We start from the raw sequence: 16,888 nt of genomic DNA on the forward strand, positions 1-16,888 counted from the left end.
AGCATGATGAAAAATAGGTTGCCTCCGGGCGGTATGGGTTTCCACTCGCTGTGTTCCAACTCCATACCGCCCTCCAGGAACTTACTCACCACGCTCTTAGTTTCTTTTGTTTTAATTAATTGGAGCTTGATTTGGGTAGACATAACTCCTTTGAAACGGAGTGTCTCTTCACCGTCATAAATCGGTTCCTCAGCGAGCTGCGGGAGTGAATCAGCATCATCGGTATCAATTTTTCGGTCTTGCGGCCAATCCGCTTCTTGCCTTCAGGGTGCATGACGGATAACAATAATCGTAGATAAGCCGTTGTAATGCGTTGGAACAGATCGGACTTCATCGGTTGTTGTTCGAAACCAAGACCATGTATCAAACCACGATGAAGCAGCGTAATGCCGACTAACGCCTTCACCTCTCTGAACTCCGGCTGACTTGCGAATGCCTCGCTGATCTGCTGCATGGATTTCCGTGTAAGCCGGGCCGTCATGAGCGCCGCGCGGTCTGAGTCTTCGGATTTGATCAGCGTCAGAATCGTTTCATTATTGAGATGGAGTTCCCCGACCAGATCGCCTTTATCGATGATGGTGGAGTCCGCACAGACGATACTCTCCCCTCGGTGTTTCTTAATCATGACTTTGCAAATTCCAAAGTGCGATGTATGCGAGCCGCGAAAGCGTGAAATCCAATCGAACCCTCTTTCCCACACCATCCAGGCCGCCTGCATTGAAGATTTGCGTAAACGAACCAACATTGATCCAACCATCCCTCATTCTTATTTTAATCGACGAATTTTATTGAAATTGTCAAACTGAAATAATATTTCTATGTGAATTCCTCATTTCTGTTAACTTTATGATAGAGGATTTAACCAAAAGAGCATACGGGCTGAGGTACTGGTTGGTGGCCCGTCTTGAGACGGGGCCTTCACTCAATTTAATGCACATCGCTGATCGCTCAAGTTTAATTTGATATATAAGTGCGACCAAAAATAATTTCGTTACATGCTAGTTAAGATTCATTTGCACTCCTAACAATCAAATCAGGTAATGCCGATAGGATGGCTTCTCCTTCTGAAAAGTCCGGATGATCCGAATCACATCGGTACGATGCTGATCGGAAACCTTCAATTAAAGCAGTGTGCAGCGCGTGCCGAAGGGGCGATTTCTCTTCTTAATTTTCTCAGATTATCCATGGTTCCTCCTAAGGTAACCGCTCCCTCATTTTTTTGATTGGATTACAAGTCAAATAACTTTGATTCGTCTCCTGCCTCAAGAGCGTATTTAGACCGTCCGTCTCCTGGTAAACAACCAACCACCTGTCAGAAATATACAGCTAAATAAGAACGTGAGTCCAAATCCCTGAAGTAGCGAATCGTTAAAGAGCAGCGTTAGGAATCCGTCTCCAATATAGCTATTATAGTAAGTGCAACTCCTTTTCGAATGGTGAATGATTTCATAACGCAATCGCTCCTATTATTTCTGAATGTTGTTCTGCTTTACTCCCTCACCTTACCTCCGATATTGTTAAATCGAACAGTGATAAAACCGCCAAGCTTTTGATGACATCGTACTTGGACCTGTCACATATACCGCATGACAAACTGTCAACTGTCTTATATGACGTGCTTGCTAAGCTACGTTCTAACCGCTGTTACCCCACCCTCTTTCGCTTGACGGATCGGGAAGTTATACTGCATGATAGGTCTGAATCATTCGGAAATTGAGATGAAGGAAGCCTTGAAACTTATTTATAATGGAGGAACCTGGATCGACCAATCGGTCGCTACGCGAGTTTTCGAAGAGATGAAGCGTCAACGTGAGCAGCTCTTCTTGGGAAATTTTTACTTGGCTATCGCGGAAATCAATGAACATCTCTTCTTCGAGCACGATAAACACCTGGTTGGTATCTTGATGAGGAGACCAATGTATTGATCTTAGATAATTTCTCATTCAGACTATTACTTTATTTTTCAGTCTAGAACTTTAGACACCTACAATAAAGACCGCAAAGGCTTAAGCCCTTACGGTCTAATTTACTTCTGGCATCCTGAGTCCATTTTCACTTTTCTTGTTTCGTTTCGTCCCCGTCCATAGTCGTTGGTGACAAAATCCAGTATTCGGTTGACAGCACCAAAAATGGCCAGGCGGACATTACAGTTACCAAGAATGAAGCATCTAACGATTATGTAGATATGCCACAATGGTACATGGAGGAACTGGCCGTCCATGTTAAAAGCATGCGGAAATTAAGGTTTGAGACAAAGGCAAATGGGACATGGAAAGGCGGGGATCGTAACTTTGTTTTTCATTCAGGTACAGGGAAACCCTATTACCATACAACGCCGTCCCAGCAGTGGAAAAACTGGTGTGAGCGGCACAGCTTCCGTAATGTATCACTTCATGATCTCCGCCATACAAATGCAACGTATTTGCTTGGCTAGGGAGCATCTATCAAGGAGATTCAACATCGATACGACATTCCACATCTCAGGTGTCTTCAGATACCTATGCTCACATCACCAAGAAGCTTAGTCGTAAAACAACAGCACACCTCGATGTCTTCGATCCAAAAGTTCGTCCCCAATCCGTCCCCAGGAGCGAAAAAGGCGCTCACTCCCTGTGATCCTGTGATATGGAAACGAGGATTTCAATCACTAAAAAATAAAAAACCCCTTGATAATCAAGGGATCCAAAAGAAAAACGATAGTGCCGAGGACCGGGATCGAACCGGTACGGTAGTCACCTACCGCAGGATTTTAAGTCCTGTGCGTCTGCCAATTCCGCCACCCCGGCATAATCTTAGGAACGCTACTCTTTACACTTACTTGTCTTACAAGTATCTGAGAAACACAGAAGTGTTCTCGCTATGTAAATGTCGTTCAACCGGGCACCAACATATAATACGATAATTTCATCGGATTGTAAAGTGTTTTTTAAAAAAAATAATAAAATTTTCTTTTTGTATAACTTATGCACATTTGAATTACACTAATAAACGTCTTTCCAAACTACCAGAAGGGGTGTTACGAATGCGTGAAGGTATGATTCCAGCTGTTCTTGGAACGGTAGTATCGGCTTCAGGCGCTGTGTTGCTGAGCAGTAAGTACAAACTTGCAGCTACAGGCATTCTCGGTTTCGGACTGGCTCATGTTGTTCTGGGAGCGATTGATCTGATTGAGCATCGCTAGTTGTTTGGGAAGTGCCGGGCGGGATTTACTCCCCCCGGTTTTATTTTTATCAACGTTTAGTCTGGAGTACAAACGTTTATGTAAAGTATAGAAGCTGAATGTACCTAATAAAAGGAGCTGTGATGTGCTATGAGAGATAATAACTCTGAAAAGAATCGTACTGACGATCAAATTGAACATAAACAATCCCTGGACAAGCGCGAGCCAGGATTTAATCGCATTCCTGACACTGATGCAGATACACCTGCTGCTACTGATATGATCGATGAAGCCATAGGTCGCGGGATAGACAAGTTACGTAACGATTTCACAAAATAAAGCATGGGTAATAGGACATAGGTTTAAAGTAGCCCTTAATGCATTTGTTTTGATATGTACAGCGATTTCGTAAAATCACTTAAAGATCAGCATGATCCAGCCAATGATCGAGATCCACAGCACGATGCTGATTAAGAGTCCACACATGATACCAAAAGAGAAATTACCTTCATTCTTTGGCATGGTACTGCCAAATTTCAATCTAAGCTTCATTTGATTCCAGTTCATAGAACCCCCTCCTTAAGTTCTATTTCGGAATATGAAGCTTGTTTTTGTAGACCTATAGTCATGTTTTTAAAAATAAAAAAAGGGTTTTTCGTCCTATCATCCTGATCGCGGAAACAGGATTACAGCTATACCGACCAAACAAATCAATCCACCAATGAAATCGTACAAGTCGGGTGTCTTTTTATCAATCCACCAGCCCCATGCAATGGAAAGAACAATAAAGACACCACCATATGCTGCATATACACGCCCAAAGGAGGAAAATACCTGAAAGGTAGCAATAATTCCATACACAGCTAAAATTAATCCGCCGCAAAGTCCGACATACCATGTCTTCCCTTCCCGCAGCCACTGCCAAATCAAATATCCTCCTCCAATTTCAGCGATGCCAGCCAATATAAAAAGTAAAGCTGCCTTTAGCACCATTTCACATCCCTAATTCTTTAAATTTTTTTTGATTTTTTTGGGATATCTCATTAGAGCACTCGACCTAAAATGATAATCAATGCAATCACACCAACCAGAATCAGCAGGTTGCTGACCTGACGCCATAAGCTAGGCACTCCCTCGGAGTGAAGCTTCCGCTGATTGGCATCAAAGTTCGCTTTTGCTCCTTCAGCATCTGCTGATCTAGAGAAGGGTCTGTTTTCTTCATTCATAAGAGTACCTCCTTTTCAATCCACTTTAATCATACCAAACTTTTCCGTCGATTTCGCGTTGCTTTTATGTATATACTTACCACATATTTCTGATTGCATCTTCATATATGTGAAGTGTACCCCCTTATGTCAATATTTCGCTGAATATAAAGTCTGATGTCGAATCAAGGTAGAGTGGGTATTTAGACGTCTTTCATTGCAGGACGGTAGTTATGGTATAATTTAGTCAACTTGTTCAAGATCGTAACCAGTGCTCAATTGTTTACTCAACTTGCAATTAAATTCACATCCAAGAATCCACATTCCGTTTACAACCTGCATATTCTGTTTGTAAACCCAGGAGGAGGATACCGATGTCCCCAATCTTTTTAGCAAGTTTAATGATAATGGGTATATTTTTATTTCAGGCAGCCATCGTTTTCGGCATCATACATTGGATTTCGAAACGCACTCAACGTCCAGCACAAACCAAAATGTATCTCACAATGAGTTTGCTCGTTGTAATTTTAGGCTTCCTTGTATGGGACAACTGGATACACTCACAGGAATTCAATGGATGGGCCATGATTAGTCTGCTGGTGATTATTATTAGTGCCTATATACAGCTTAGAAAGCAAAAAGAAAAATACTAATCCCATTACCATGCATCAAAGGAGGAGCGCCATGAAATCTCACTCAACACGCTTTTGGTTACAGAGGGTGCTACTGCTAATGCTTGTTTTACTCTTCAGCGGCTCTCAGCAATCGTTCATTGTTGCCGATGCCGCCCCGCCAATTAATGTTCAGGCCTCTGCCAAAGCCAAGCAATTACTTGCCTACCTATCTAATGTACCGGATGGTATGCTAATTTCCGGGCAGCATGATTACTTAGAGGCACCGGATGAACAAAATAACAAGCTACAACAAATCAGCGGACAATACGCAGGGCTTCACGGCTATGAGTTTGGAGGATTAGCCAATCAGTCTCTTACGGCCCTACGAGAGCAACGTCAGCATGTTGTGAATAGTGCTATCCAATGGAGTCGGGGCGGCGGAATCGTAGCTGTTACCTTCCATCAGGCGCTACCGGGCAAACCCAAAACGTGGAAAAACGTACAAGCAAAAATTACTCAAGCTGAATTTAATCGTTACATCACGCCAGGTACCCCGCAATATAAACAACTGATCGCCGATCTGGATGAGGTGGCTCTGTCCCTTAAGACCTTACGAGACGCGGATGTACCTGTTTTATGGAGGCCCTATCATGAAATGAACGGCAACTGGTTTTGGTGGGGAGACAAGCAAAATTACGCCAAGTTGTGGAATTTAATGTATGATCGATTTACTCATGTCCATCATCTGGATAACCTGTTGTGGGTGTGGAGTCCCAATGCCCCAAACGCATATAGCACTCCTTATGATCTTTCCTTCCCAGGTATTAACCGGGTAGATATTCTTGCAGCTGATATCTATAACAATGATTACAAATCCTCTTACTACACCGAATTACTAAAGCTTGCGCAGGGCAAGCCTATGGGAATCGGAGAAAGTAATATTCTGCCGAGTGCGAAGGTGCTGCAGAACCAGCCAGCCTGGGCCTATGCCATGACATGGGGTAAGGAACTGTCGGCAACCAATTCACAAGCAGCAATCAGACATTTTATGAACCAAAATAATATCATTACACGAGACCTTCTTCATGAATCTCTGGACTGAAAGAAAAAAGCTTTCACTTCGCTCTAGAAGCAAAGTGAAAGCTTTTTTATACCAAAATCCAAATAAAGTTCTCTAACTATTCCTGATAACCTCTTCTAGATCAATATCGGCATATGCCTCTTCTCCAAGATGTACGGATACAATGGTGTAGATCCGCTTGGACAGTCTAGACATCAGCCGATCACCCGGTGCTACAGAGTATTCTTCCCGATAATCTCCAATTTTGTGAAAACCGCTGGACATATGGATGTACAAGTTGCCCCTACGTGTTTTACCATGCACCAACATCAAATCTCCTCCTGCTGTGTAACCAACCTAATTTCCCTGTTACATGTATATCGGTCAGAACAAGATAGGATATAAGTCCCTGGTATCCTTCTTTCGTTTCACATGTAGTGCACGTACACGAAACGGGTCTGCCAGTGATGTGACAGACCCGTTTTTGCAAACCCATTTTCGTGATTTAGGAAGAAACTATTCTTGATAGGATTCTGCTATTGCATTCGCTGCAATGATTGCATTGTACACGTCAGCAGGACTAACCGGGAACGGCATGTTGACCATTGTATCATTCGATGCACAAGCAGCTTCAGCCACTTGGCGCCATTCAGCCTCAACAAATTCCTCTACACCCAAGTCACGAAGTGTCAATGGAAGGCCTACATCCTTAACCAGTTTAATCACGGTTTCCAGTTCTTCTTTCGGTGCATTTTCCAGCACTAGCTGGGTTAACAAACCGAATGTGACTTTCTCACCATGCTGTGCTTTATGAAGCGAAGGAACAGCCGTCATACCATTATGAATGGCGTGTGCTGCTGCCAATCCACCTGATTCTGCACCAACACCGCTCAGATAAATGGTAGCTTCAATCGTATCCTCCACCGCACGAGTATATACTTTACGATCCACAGCACGTTTGGCCTTCACAGCATTTTCCAGCAACGTATCATAACAAAGACGAGCAAGTCCCAGCCCTGTAGTGGAAGGCTTGTTCAGAACCAGGTTATCCCCGTTGGCCTGATAGCAAGCACGAGCTTCAAAATAAGTGGCCAGTGCATCACCGATTCCAGCTGCAAAGAAACGTGCAGGCGCTGCTGCCAGAATGCCTGTATCCGCCAGTACAACGTCTGGATTAGTAGGCAGGAACAGATATTCATCGAAAGAGCCATCTTTTTTGTATATAACCGCAAGCGCGGTACAAGGAGCATCTGTAGAAGCAATCGTTGGGAAAATAACAACAGGCAGCTTTTCATAATAAGCCGTTGCCTTAGCGGTATCCAATGTTTTTCCCCCGCCAATGCCTATGATAATGTTCGAACCATGTTTACGCACCAATTCGCGGTTACGATCAATCTCTTCTTTTGTACATTCATATTGGAATTTCTCGAAGACCACTTGGTTACCAGCTGCTTCAATTGAAGCGCCTGCCTCCTTTTGGGCCCTTTCAAGTATGAACTCATCGCAGATAACAAAGGCTTTATCGCCATAATCCTTAATATAGTCATTTAACGACGAGAGCAGATTTTGTCCAGAAATAAATTTCTTGGGTGAAGTGATGGATCTTACAACGTTTGCCATGTAAATTCCTCCTCAGCTTTGACTCATACTCAAATTAATAACCATTTGGGCATGTGACCCCTTAACTATAAACCTCTTTTTACATTATTAAAAGGCTTATTATGGAATATTTTATGAACAAATTGTGTATCTATTATACTTGAACAGTCGAGCTCCATTCAGAATACAGGATACCCATCATGATACGATCATAACTGTTGCCATCACGAAGAACAGCGGAACGAACTCTACCCTCAAGCTGGAACCCCGCCTTCTCATAAGTTCGGATCGCTTGTGTATTGTACTCAATCACATCCAAGCCGACCCGATTTAAATTGAGCTCATAAAACGCATAACGAAGAATGAGACCTACAGCTTCTGCCCCAAAGCCCTTGCCACGGTACTCCGTATTACCTATACCTATTGCCAGTTGTCCGCTGCGATTATTCCACTCAATCCCGTGGATAGCAACAAATCCGATCAAGACATCATCTGCCAATGTTCTTAATCGAAAATAGACCTCGTTAGATCTGGGAGATCCTTCTGACTCCATCTGTTTCAACGTGTAAGGAAGCGCTAAATCCGTATCTACATTTCGCAGATACTTCGCATCCTCACCCCATTTGAACATCACTTCGGCATCTTCTTCCCTGACTGCGGCCAGCTTTATTCGTTCTCCATAAAATAAATTTTCGATCTTAATGACCCTTCAGCTCCTATTATGAAATGTGTGCTATGTTTTCTGTCACAATTGTCATGCTATCCGATGTCCGCAATATAAGCTCTCCCTTATGAATTCAATGTTTAAATTTTACAAAATAATCAAACATAACACAACCAAATCATTACAATTGTCATTGTGTGATACACAAAAAGACCTTGCAGCTGCAAGGTCTTCGCATAACTAATATTTAAACAACATAGCAACCAGCTGATACCCAGCTCCAATCGTCCAGAACAGCACATAATCACCGCGCCGGATACGACCCGATTCAATACCTTCATGTAGAGCAATGAACGGGCTACTGGTTCCTGTGTAACCATATCGATCACCCACATAAATCATTTGGGTATCCTCTAGCTCCAAGTGATCCTGAATCTTTAATACATTTGCTAACGAGAACTGAGACAGACAATAAGCCCGTACATCCTGAGGCGACAGCCCATTCTTTTTTAAAATGCGTTCAAGCAGATCAAATGTAGGAGGCAAGGCCATATTAGCATCGAACGGAAGCCACTGAATATATTTTCCGGGAGCATTCCTTTGGAGTGTTGCCGCTAATCCCTGAGCCGGGTACAAAATTTTATCTATATTGACTGGGTCCGTAAAATACATAGAATCTATAAATCCGGTGTCTTCTTCTGTACGCTCCAAAATAACCGCACATGCAGCATCTCCATAGTTCGCATAAGTAATCTCATCCTCCGGACCGGAAATGAGTGAATTATAATCCGACCCGATAATAAGCGCTGTCCGCACGTCAGGATTAGATAACATCGACCGACTGGCTTGATCGACAGCGACTGTCATCCCTGCACAATTCGCGTTGGAATCCATCACGGCCACATCATGTCTGGCCCCAATCGCATGGTGAACAAACAAGGCATTCATCGGAAACAGTGACTCAGGAACTTGAGTGGAGAACACGATCATATCCACGTCACGGCCTGTCATACCAGCCTGTTCCAGAGCTTTTTGTGCAGCCGCAATTCCCATGGTTAAACCGTTTTCGTTCGGGTCATCAATGATATAACGCTGTCTTCTGCCCATATGCTCCATGAAACGTCGAATATCCTTGCCCCGCTCGTCAAAATGGCGAACATAGTATTCGTTATCCAACGAATGGGACGGATGGTACACACCCAGTGCTTTTATTTTGATATGGCTCATCAGGCTTCCCCCTTACACATACGTCAGCGCATTATTGTACAACAATATCTACGTTGTTTAATCCTGCTTCGCGTGCTACTCGACCAAGCTGCATTTTAATAATGGTTTGTTGAAGGCTGATACCAAAGATTACTTTGGCAAATCCGGTTTCTTTATAACGTACAAATGAGCCCTTCAATTTTTCCACTTCTCCCGGACCCAAAAGTGCCATCTGGGTACAATCTACCTTGAGTGTAAAGCTGGACGCCTGAATGGATGAGGTTTTGGCTACATAATCTTTTACAAAGCTATCATACTCCTCCTGGCTAAACACTCCATTCACCGCCATATGTACCGTTTTCATGGCTTGATCTACTTCGATAGTGTAAGGATGTTGACTCATTTTAGAAAGACTCCTTTAATTTCATTTTTTTGTCTATTAAGAGTATCGGAATAATAGGTAGAATTTTTAATATTAAATCAGATAAATCACCACTAAAATATTACAAATTTGCGAATATAAAAAACCGTCACTGCTCCTAAAGAAGCAACTGACGGCTAGAAATTTGCGTATTCTCATGTGAAATTAATTCGTAAACGTATGGCGACCGAGTGAGATGACAGCCGGGCGACTTTTACTCCATTTGGCTGTGGCAATGGCCGGGTTGTAATAAAACAAGGACCCATTGGTCGGATCAGCACCATTAAGTGCCTGTCTGGCTGCGCGGTACGCAGTCTTGTTGGGTTTCAGGCGGTATTGTCCATCCTGTACAGCGGTGAATTGGCCAGGCTGCAAAATAACGTCCGGGATCGAGCTTGGAAACTCGCCGGACTGAACACGGTTTAATACGACAGCGCCGACAGCCACTTGACCTTCAAACGATTCTCCGCGCGCCTCAGAATAAATGATACGAGCCAGTTGATCCAGCGCGGTTACGCGCACCTTACCGAAGGATTTCAGCTTGGCTTGTGTAGCCGCTCCGGCTACTCCATCAGGTGTCAGACCGTTATCCCGTTGAAAACGAGTCACCGCTTTACTGGTCAGAGAACCATAGTACCCAGTAAACCCGGCTTTGAAATAACCGAGCGAATGAAGCTGCTGTTGAAGCTCCAGCACCCGTTCGCTTTGAACCCCTTTCTTCAAAGCTGACGATTGTGCTTGTGCTTGTCCTGGTGCGGCTGAAAATACAGTACCTAACATACATGCGCAGGACAGGATTAAAATAGATAATTTTTTCATATTCCAGACAACCTCCTCTTTCATGTTCTGTCCGGTGCAACCATTCCGGCCTGTACAACTCAGGGACGTTTATCCGATGATGTTTCTTATGACATAACTTATGCCTAGCTGCAGAAATGACGCGTGGCTACATACGGAATGGGACAATCATGCTTTCACACGTCCGTTGCAGTATACCACAAGCCGCATTTACGTATCATCCGGCTCTGGTCCTAAGACTACCCAAGCAAATAAAACGCCATCCCTAAAGGAATGACGTGTATTAAAAGCAATGGAGCATGTTCTGGATACACTTGAATACGTGACTTTTTTCGCTATTTTTCGCTTTAACTTACCCGGGACCGAAGCCTGATTTCTATGAATTCAAATCACATTTCCGCGCACACATATATGGGCGTATGCATAGAGTAGCGTACGATCCTCAAATTTCGAATAACAGAAAGGCTGGAAACGACGCGTGAATTCATATATGGATTACACCTCTCCTACTGTACAATTCACCTATGATTTAAGAGACAATGTTTTGTTTCAGAAGGATGCTCAAAATTCGATCAACGAGCTGTCGATCCAGCAGCTGAATACATTGGCAAATGTATCGCTGCTGGATATTCGCCTCAGCACTGCTAATGTTGTGGAGCCTCACTATCATCAAAATGCCACAGAACTGGTCTACTGCATCTCTGGAGCCGTAACCGTGTCACTGATTAACCCCTTTACCCGCGAGTTACGGCATTTTCCGATCACACCTGGCCAAGTGGCTAACGTCCCTCAAGGATGGTGGCATTATCTGGTCGCCACGATGGATAACACTCATTTGTTGACGATTTTTGATGCCCCGACCCCTGAATTTATACTGGGATCTGACATTTTGCGCCTAACGCCAAATAACATTATGGCTCATACTTACTGCCTGGATGAGAATAAGGTTCAGGAAGCGCTCGTCCCTATTAAAAAGCCTGTCATCATCGGTCCTCCCAATGACTGCAAGCAGCAGCCCCCCCGAAAACCTGGGATACATGTGAGGCTTGCTGATACTTCACCACACTATCAAGCCGTCCCCCAAAGAGATTACGCCTATACTAACGGATATCCTGGCTTCTCTTTTAATCCCTATCAAGAATAGGCTAACTCTAGTCAGGTCCTAAGTTCGAGGGAATACCTTTTCCCTGTATGTTCGCCGTTACCATAAGACCGTCCCTCTCATAAAATGCCAATGTATAAGAGGGGGTGATGGAATGGACGCTTACTACAACTGTTTGAACTGCATGAATAAAAAGGTACGTATTCTCACCATGGACGGAAAACAGTACGAAGGAACCATTATGGATGTGGATCGTAATAATGTGTACTTAAAAACAGAACGGAACGGACGTGTACAAACGTCTGCCTTTTACCCTGGCTACGGGTATGGGAATCAAATCTTAACATTGAGCCTGTTCACCCTGCTGGCGATTGCGTTAATTTAATCCCTGACCCATTGTCCGTTCCTGTCTATAGATGCCAATGTACCTCAAATGACAGCTGTCTCGCCCGGCACCATTTGTGTAGGGCTTGTACGCTGTTATTTGAGGTGTTTTATCATTTATTCCATCCTCTAAAACACTTAACCCCCCATCAGTTATATACCGATGGGGGGTTAAGCTACTCATTTTAAATTAAACCCATAAAGACTTCGTAATGATAACGAGCAGAATGAACAGTACCAGAATAGCTCCTGTCGATGTCCAAACTCCTGGGTAGCCTCCTACTGAACCGCCGCCACAACCTCTTTCACATTCACTCATGGTCATTGCCTCCTTCAATTCAAGGTACAACATAGCTTATGTATTGAGCTTTCCTATGGACCGGGCTTTTTGGCAATGTTATGAATGTTTTCGCTGATGGGCATTAGCCTACACCTTTCCTAGGCAGGAGCATAGGATAACACAACTAATCTTGAAGGAGTGAAGTAATTGAATTCAAATCAAATGCTCAATTACAACGTTAATCAACCTTTTCCTCACCATCCTACCTCTCATCACGTCGTGGTGCACCCTGTAGATCCATACGTCGTAGAAACATTAAAATCGGTGATCGGCAAGTACGTTGTACTTGAGACCACTCGTGGCAGAATTGATGGATGCGTAGTTGATTGTAAGCCCGACCATGTCATTTTAGATGTATATGGGAAAAAATTCTTTGTTCGAATCAGCGAAATCGTATGGATCATGCCCAACTAAACAAAACAGACATTAAAAATCCTCGCAGATCCTATTCCGGATTCGCGAGGATTGATCATGATATGATTATGCTAATCGAGCTCTCCTCCAAGTGAAGCCCGGAGTTCATCTATCGTTCCGTTGTATTCATCCAAATCCACTTGGCCTCGAATACCCGGAACACTGCCTGTGCTACTGTACTGCCAAGCCCACCAGTTATTCCAAGCTGGAACCGCGGTCGGCTTTTGCGTAGTGCTGTATCGGGCTACCCACAGTTTATACATAGAAAATGTAGGATCAAACTTGGAAGCAAAGACATTACCCGTGTATACGATCGGCTGACGTCCGGTAAGCCTCTCCATTTCATCCAAAAAGGCATGAGCCACTTCATTAATTTGTGCAGGAGTAAGACCTTTGGGGTTATTTTCATAGTCCATCACAGGGGGCAGATCCAGCCTGCCTCCTGCTGAATCTAGAGCCCTAGCAAAGTTAGCAGCTTCCTGACGAGCTCCATCCGCGGTAGTTGCGTTCAAAAAGTGGTAAGCGCCAACCAAGATGTTAGCCTCTCTGGCACCCTGTACATTTATCAAAAATTGATTATCTTGATATTTTGTGCCCTCTGTAGCTTTAATAAAAGCAAATGTTTTACCTGCCGCTGCCACTTGCTGCCAATCAATATTGCCATTATAGTGTGAGACGTCAATCCCTTGCGCGTGTCCATCGGAAGAAATCACAGGTGCAACAGGTATGGTAGGTAAAACGTTCTCGGTAGTTGATGGCTCCTCCGTTTCCTGATCCAATGCTATAACAACCTTACCATCATCTGCATTGAGTATATGAAAAGGTGTGCTGTTATTAAGATCAACCACAATACGTACCGATGCGGGAGTTGTACTAAACATGGAATATCTTACTTGGGAAACATCTGGATCTTCTGTGACTGGAAAACTTCCTTGTCCACTATTGTCAAATGATTGCGATGCTAGAAATTCCTCAGCAAACTTTGTATCCGGTATGTCTACAACAATACGGTCTGCATGAGTCAACGTAGTTACTTTGGGGGTTACTTTTCCATTAACAGCTATAGTCAATTGGTGATTAGCGAAGCTAATTTGGTTTATAGCCGTGCGCGCACTCTCTTTAGGATTACTTACAGCTGGAGTAGCAGAATGATCATGAGTGGACTCGCTATTCCCGCTTGAAGCAGGTGGAGTCGTCAGGAACACGGTTTTAAGCTCGTTGTTCCAGACCACATCAACCCCTGTCTGTTCGGATACAAAGCGAAGCGGAACATAAGTCGTCCCCTCTCTAAGCAAAGGCGCTACAGCCAATCCCATTTGATGATCATTAACAGAGGCCATGGGATTGTTGACCTGAAGACTGAGGTTAAGATTTTGCTTATGTATAGTTATGGTCCCTGTCTTGGACTCCCAATTCACGCTATAACCCAATTCCTCTACAATGAGACGGAGTGGAACCAGTATATTCCCCTTTACTTCTTGAATCTGAACACCTTTGCCAACACTTATATCTTTACCGTCTAACTGAAGATGTGAACTCGAAGAGGCAGCGTGACTCTCTCTTGGAAATGCTAGTAGAAACAGAAACAAAAAAGCAAATAAACAAATTTTCTTCATTATGTACCCTACCATTCTCTATATTTTCGCTTATGAAATTCTTGCACTCTATGATTCTCAGGACCTCCATTTTGATAGACGCGAATCATATGTAAAAAGTTACGATTGATTCAGTACATATTTCAGTTTTATCATACAAAAGTACTAAAAAACTCTACCAGCTATATAGCAAGCAGAGCTTTTTCCAGTTTTATTAATCTGGTTTACTAGCAATCTTATCACAAACGAATACTTCATGTTCATACTGTTAAAAATGTTAAACCTATAAGAATAATCGAGGTAACAGACAGTACCAGTAAGGGAAGCATTGCTTTCTCTCGCAAAGCCTTAAAGCTCACATTCAGCCCCATACCTACCATAGCCATCGTTAACATAAAGGTGGTAACTTGAGAAATTCCGTTTGTCAGACTAGATGGAACTACAATATATTTTCCAAAAACATAGCTGCCCACAACACTTGTAGCCATAAAGCCGATGAGGAACCAGGGAAACTCCACTTTAGCATCTGTACGAATTTTTCCGGTTCGTTTCATCCAAACCATTAAAACAAAGCTGAGCGGTATGAGCAAGAAAACACGCCCCAGTTTGGCTAATAAGCCCATTGCAAGAGCATCCTGTCCGGCAGGCGCTGCAGCTAAGGCCACATGTGCAATTTCATGTAAACTGACGCCCGACCAGATCCCATATTGCATATCCGTCAAAGGAAGCCAGGGTCGAAGCACGGTAAACAAAATGGCAAATATCGTACCAACCAAGGCAATGAGTCCTACTCCTATGGCTGTATCCTCATCTTTGGATTTTAACAAGGGAGAAACCGCTGCAATCGCTGCTGCACCGCAAACTCCTGTTCCAATACCAAGAAGAAGCGAAAGCGAAGCATCTGCCTTGAAACGTTTTGCCAGCCAAACCGTAAAAAAGATGGAAAATACAACGGTGCCCACATCACGCAAAAGTAAACCCAGTCCATGATGAATGACAACATCCATATTCAGCTTCAGCCCAAATAACACAATCGCTCCGCGTAGTATTTTCTTTGCTGAAAACTCAACCCCTGAGCGCACAGCTTCAGGGTATCCCCACAACTGTCGGTACAGAATAGCGAGAAACATGGCACAAGCCAATGGACCTACATAATGAAAGCCTGGCAATTCGTTCAGACCGTAGCCTGCCAAAGCAAATAACATCGTGAGGATAATGCCAAATATACGCTGGAATAATCGCCCTCTGTTCGAAAATAATTTGGTATGTTGTGTATGACTATTCATGGTGAACCCCTCCAATTCTACATACATCCAGCTTAATATGTTTTTTGTCATAAGAAAAATAAATCATTATAATTATGATAATAAGTAAATAGATATAATAAATTTGGAGGAATGGGCTTTGGACCAATCTTTAATCGTATTTGTTAGGGTCGCAGAGAAACAAAACTTCACACGAGCTGCCGAGGTATTACACATGACCCAACCTGCGGTAAGTCAGTATATTCAAATGCTGGAACGTAGCGTAGGAACCCGTCTCCTGGAGCGTAGTAATAAATATGTGCGCTTAACCAAAGCAGGTGAAATTGTGTATCATCATGCCCAGGAGATTATCCGACTCCATACACGTATGCAGTACTTGGTGGATGAGCTAATGCATACGGCAAAGGGTAACCTGTCTATTGGTGCAAGCTACACGTATGGCGAATATGTGCTGCCGCATGTGATTGCGCAAATGAGAATCCAGTATCCACTCATTCAGCCCTCCATTACCATCGGCAATACATTGGAAATTGAAAAGCTCGTGATCCATAATCAACTGGATGTGGGGATTATCGAAGGAGAATTTCAGCATGACCATCTACACATTGAATCATTTGCTGATGATCGAATGTATATCGTCGTTCCGCAAAATCATCGTTTGGCTGGTAAATCTCAAGTGGATATAAATGAGCTGCATGAGGACATCTGGATTCTGCGGGAAGAAGGCTCTGGAACCCGGGAGGCGGCTGAAAAGATGTTTGCACAGCTTCGATTTTATCCTTCTCATATGATGAATTTTGGCAGTACACAGATCATCAAAGAGTCTGTAGAAGCAGGCTTGGGGATTTCTTTGCTGTCCCAATGGGTCATTCAGAAGGAACTTGCTTTGGGAACATTAGAAGTATTGGATATTCTCAATCTCCCGTTCATTCGGAAATTTTCTTTTCTGACCCCTTCTGCAGTATTTGAGACGAAAGCATGCACCGCTTTTTTGGAGGTTTTGCGAAGTTATAATGTGAAAAGATAACGTGCATAAACAAAAAAGCACCCATAAAGGTGCT

At 43.4% G+C, this 16,888-nt stretch carries 23 protein-coding genes and 1 tRNA gene; 9 read left to right on the top strand and 15 right to left on the bottom strand.

The features are described 5' to 3' along the window. Positions 1 to 115: 115 nt before the first annotated feature. On the bottom strand, positions 116 to 745 hold the full coding sequence (locus tag MHH57_RS15860; RefSeq protein WP_342434294.1) for a polysaccharide deacetylase: 630 nt from the start codon (positions 743 to 745) through the stop codon (positions 116 to 118). 934 nt (positions 746 to 1,679) lie between these two features. Next, the gene (locus MHH57_RS15865) at positions 1,680 to 1,943 is read right to left on the bottom strand and encodes a hypothetical protein (RefSeq protein ID WP_342434295.1); all 264 of its coding nucleotides are present in this window, start codon (positions 1,941 to 1,943) and stop codon (positions 1,680 to 1,682) included. Between the two features lie 242 nt (positions 1,944 to 2,185). On the opposite strand from MHH57_RS15865, the gene MHH57_RS15870 reads away from it, so the two are divergent. Next, the gene (locus tag MHH57_RS15870) at positions 2,186 to 2,434 is read left to right on the top strand and encodes a hypothetical protein (protein ID WP_340955924.1); all 249 of its coding nucleotides are present in this window, start codon (positions 2,186 to 2,188) and stop codon (positions 2,432 to 2,434) included. A gap of 266 nt (positions 2,435 to 2,700) precedes the next feature. Here the strand turns inward: MHH57_RS15870 and MHH57_RS15875 are convergent. Next, positions 2,701 to 2,786 (bottom strand) — tRNA-Leu (locus MHH57_RS15875). 236 nt (positions 2,787 to 3,022) lie between these two features. On the opposite strand from MHH57_RS15875, the gene MHH57_RS15880 reads away from it, so the two are divergent. Beyond that, a complete protein-coding gene (locus tag MHH57_RS15880) occupies positions 3,023 to 3,181 on the top strand; it encodes a hypothetical protein (protein ID WP_013311032.1) in 159 nt (52 codons plus the stop codon). A gap of 129 nt (positions 3,182 to 3,310) precedes the next feature. Continuing rightward, positions 3,311 to 3,499, top strand: coding sequence for a hypothetical protein (locus MHH57_RS15885; RefSeq protein ID WP_023989396.1), 189 nt, complete (start codon positions 3,311 to 3,313; stop codon positions 3,497 to 3,499). 75 nt (positions 3,500 to 3,574) lie between these two features. Here MHH57_RS15885 and MHH57_RS15890 read toward each other — a convergent pair whose 3' ends face one another. The 3 genes from MHH57_RS15890 to MHH57_RS15900 form a co-directional block, all read right to left on the bottom strand. After that, complete coding sequence (locus MHH57_RS15890; protein WP_165149143.1) at positions 3,575 to 3,727, bottom strand: hypothetical protein; 153 nt, start codon at positions 3,725 to 3,727, stop codon at positions 3,575 to 3,577. Positions 3,728 to 3,823: 96 nt separating this feature from the next. Beyond that, positions 3,824 to 4,150 carry a YnfA family protein gene (locus MHH57_RS15895; protein ID WP_029517707.1) on the bottom strand — a complete coding sequence of 109 codons (327 nt, stop codon included), beginning with the start codon at positions 4,148 to 4,150 and terminating at the stop codon, positions 3,824 to 3,826. 53 nt (positions 4,151 to 4,203) lie between these two features. Then, positions 4,204 to 4,386, bottom strand: coding sequence for a hypothetical protein (locus MHH57_RS15900; RefSeq protein WP_029517708.1), 183 nt, complete (start codon positions 4,384 to 4,386; stop codon positions 4,204 to 4,206). A gap of 353 nt (positions 4,387 to 4,739) precedes the next feature. On the opposite strand from MHH57_RS15900, the gene MHH57_RS15905 reads away from it, so the two are divergent. Together MHH57_RS15905 and MHH57_RS15910 are read left to right on the top strand one after the other, a co-directional pair. Next, the gene (locus MHH57_RS15905; RefSeq protein ID WP_029517709.1) at positions 4,740 to 5,018 is read left to right on the top strand and encodes a hypothetical protein; all 279 of its coding nucleotides are present in this window, start codon (positions 4,740 to 4,742) and stop codon (positions 5,016 to 5,018) included. A gap of 31 nt (positions 5,019 to 5,049) precedes the next feature. Further along, a complete protein-coding gene (locus MHH57_RS15910) occupies positions 5,050 to 6,081 on the top strand; it encodes a glycosyl hydrolase (protein ID WP_029517710.1) in 1,032 nt (343 codons plus the stop codon). A gap of 72 nt (positions 6,082 to 6,153) precedes the next feature. Here the strand turns inward: MHH57_RS15910 and MHH57_RS15915 are convergent, their stop codons facing one another. The 6 genes from MHH57_RS15915 to MHH57_RS15940 form a co-directional block, all read right to left on the bottom strand. Beyond that, positions 6,154 to 6,369 carry a hypothetical protein gene (locus tag MHH57_RS15915; protein WP_013311038.1) on the bottom strand — a complete coding sequence of 72 codons (216 nt, stop codon included), beginning with the start codon at positions 6,367 to 6,369 and terminating at the stop codon, positions 6,154 to 6,156. Between the two features lie 186 nt (positions 6,370 to 6,555). Next, positions 6,556 to 7,659 carry a glycerol dehydrogenase gene (locus MHH57_RS15920; RefSeq protein ID WP_029517711.1) on the bottom strand — a complete coding sequence of 368 codons (1,104 nt, stop codon included), beginning with the start codon at positions 7,657 to 7,659 and terminating at the stop codon, positions 6,556 to 6,558. A gap of 133 nt (positions 7,660 to 7,792) precedes the next feature. Further along, positions 7,793 to 8,341 (bottom strand): GNAT family protein, encoded by a 549-nt coding sequence (locus tag MHH57_RS15925; RefSeq protein ID WP_029517712.1) that lies wholly within the window; start codon positions 8,339 to 8,341, stop codon positions 7,793 to 7,795. 201 nt (positions 8,342 to 8,542) lie between these two features. Further along, entirely contained in the window at positions 8,543 to 9,529 is a 987-nt protein-coding gene (locus MHH57_RS15930; RefSeq protein WP_340955927.1) for a ketoacyl-ACP synthase III, read from the bottom strand. Between the two features lie 31 nt (positions 9,530 to 9,560). Beyond that, positions 9,561 to 9,911 carry a hypothetical protein gene (locus MHH57_RS15935; RefSeq protein WP_029517714.1) on the bottom strand — a complete coding sequence of 117 codons (351 nt, stop codon included), beginning with the start codon at positions 9,909 to 9,911 and terminating at the stop codon, positions 9,561 to 9,563. Positions 9,912 to 10,094: 183 nt separating this feature from the next. After that, entirely contained in the window at positions 10,095 to 10,748 is a 654-nt protein-coding gene (locus MHH57_RS15940; RefSeq protein ID WP_340932626.1) for a cell wall hydrolase, read from the bottom strand. 457 nt (positions 10,749 to 11,205) lie between these two features. Here MHH57_RS15940 and MHH57_RS15945 point away from each other — a divergent pair, with 457 nt between their 5' ends. Both MHH57_RS15945 and MHH57_RS15950 read left to right on the top strand, forming a co-directional pair. After that, positions 11,206 to 11,871: a cupin domain-containing protein gene (locus MHH57_RS15945; protein ID WP_165149139.1), complete on the top strand. Its 666-nt coding sequence runs from the start codon at positions 11,206 to 11,208 to the stop codon at positions 11,869 to 11,871. Between the two features lie 112 nt (positions 11,872 to 11,983). Next, positions 11,984 to 12,214, top strand: coding sequence for a hypothetical protein (locus tag MHH57_RS15950; protein ID WP_029517718.1), 231 nt, complete (start codon positions 11,984 to 11,986; stop codon positions 12,212 to 12,214). A 189-nt stretch (positions 12,215 to 12,403) separates the two neighbouring features. Here MHH57_RS15950 and MHH57_RS15955 read toward each other — a convergent pair whose 3' ends face one another. Continuing rightward, positions 12,404 to 12,532, bottom strand: a complete 129-nt coding sequence (locus MHH57_RS15955; RefSeq protein WP_013371969.1) for a hypothetical protein — start codon at positions 12,530 to 12,532, stop codon at positions 12,404 to 12,406. 168 nt (positions 12,533 to 12,700) lie between these two features. Between MHH57_RS15955 and MHH57_RS15960 the strand changes: the two genes are divergently transcribed. Further along, positions 12,701 to 12,967, top strand: coding sequence for a DUF2642 domain-containing protein (locus MHH57_RS15960; RefSeq protein WP_025719729.1), 267 nt, complete (start codon positions 12,701 to 12,703; stop codon positions 12,965 to 12,967). Between the two features lie 71 nt (positions 12,968 to 13,038). Here the strand turns inward: MHH57_RS15960 and MHH57_RS15965 are convergent, their stop codons facing one another. After that, positions 13,039 to 14,583 (bottom strand): GH25 family lysozyme, encoded by a 1,545-nt coding sequence (locus MHH57_RS15965; protein ID WP_029517719.1) that lies wholly within the window; start codon positions 14,581 to 14,583, stop codon positions 13,039 to 13,041. Positions 14,584 to 14,822: 239 nt separating this feature from the next. After that, positions 14,823 to 15,848, bottom strand: coding sequence for a putative sulfate exporter family transporter (locus MHH57_RS15970; protein ID WP_069010298.1), 1,026 nt, complete (start codon positions 15,846 to 15,848; stop codon positions 14,823 to 14,825). A 118-nt stretch (positions 15,849 to 15,966) separates the two neighbouring features. Between MHH57_RS15970 and MHH57_RS15975 the strand changes: the two genes are divergently transcribed. Beyond that, positions 15,967 to 16,854: a LysR family transcriptional regulator gene (locus tag MHH57_RS15975; protein ID WP_029517721.1), complete on the top strand. Its 888-nt coding sequence runs from the start codon at positions 15,967 to 15,969 to the stop codon at positions 16,852 to 16,854. Positions 16,855 to 16,888: the final 34 nt, after the last annotated feature.

It is taken from the genome of Paenibacillus sp. FSL H7-0442 (assembly GCF_038593105.1).
In the GTDB taxonomy this organism is placed as follows: Bacteria; Bacillota; Bacilli; order Paenibacillales; family Paenibacillaceae; genus Paenibacillus; species Paenibacillus polymyxa_D.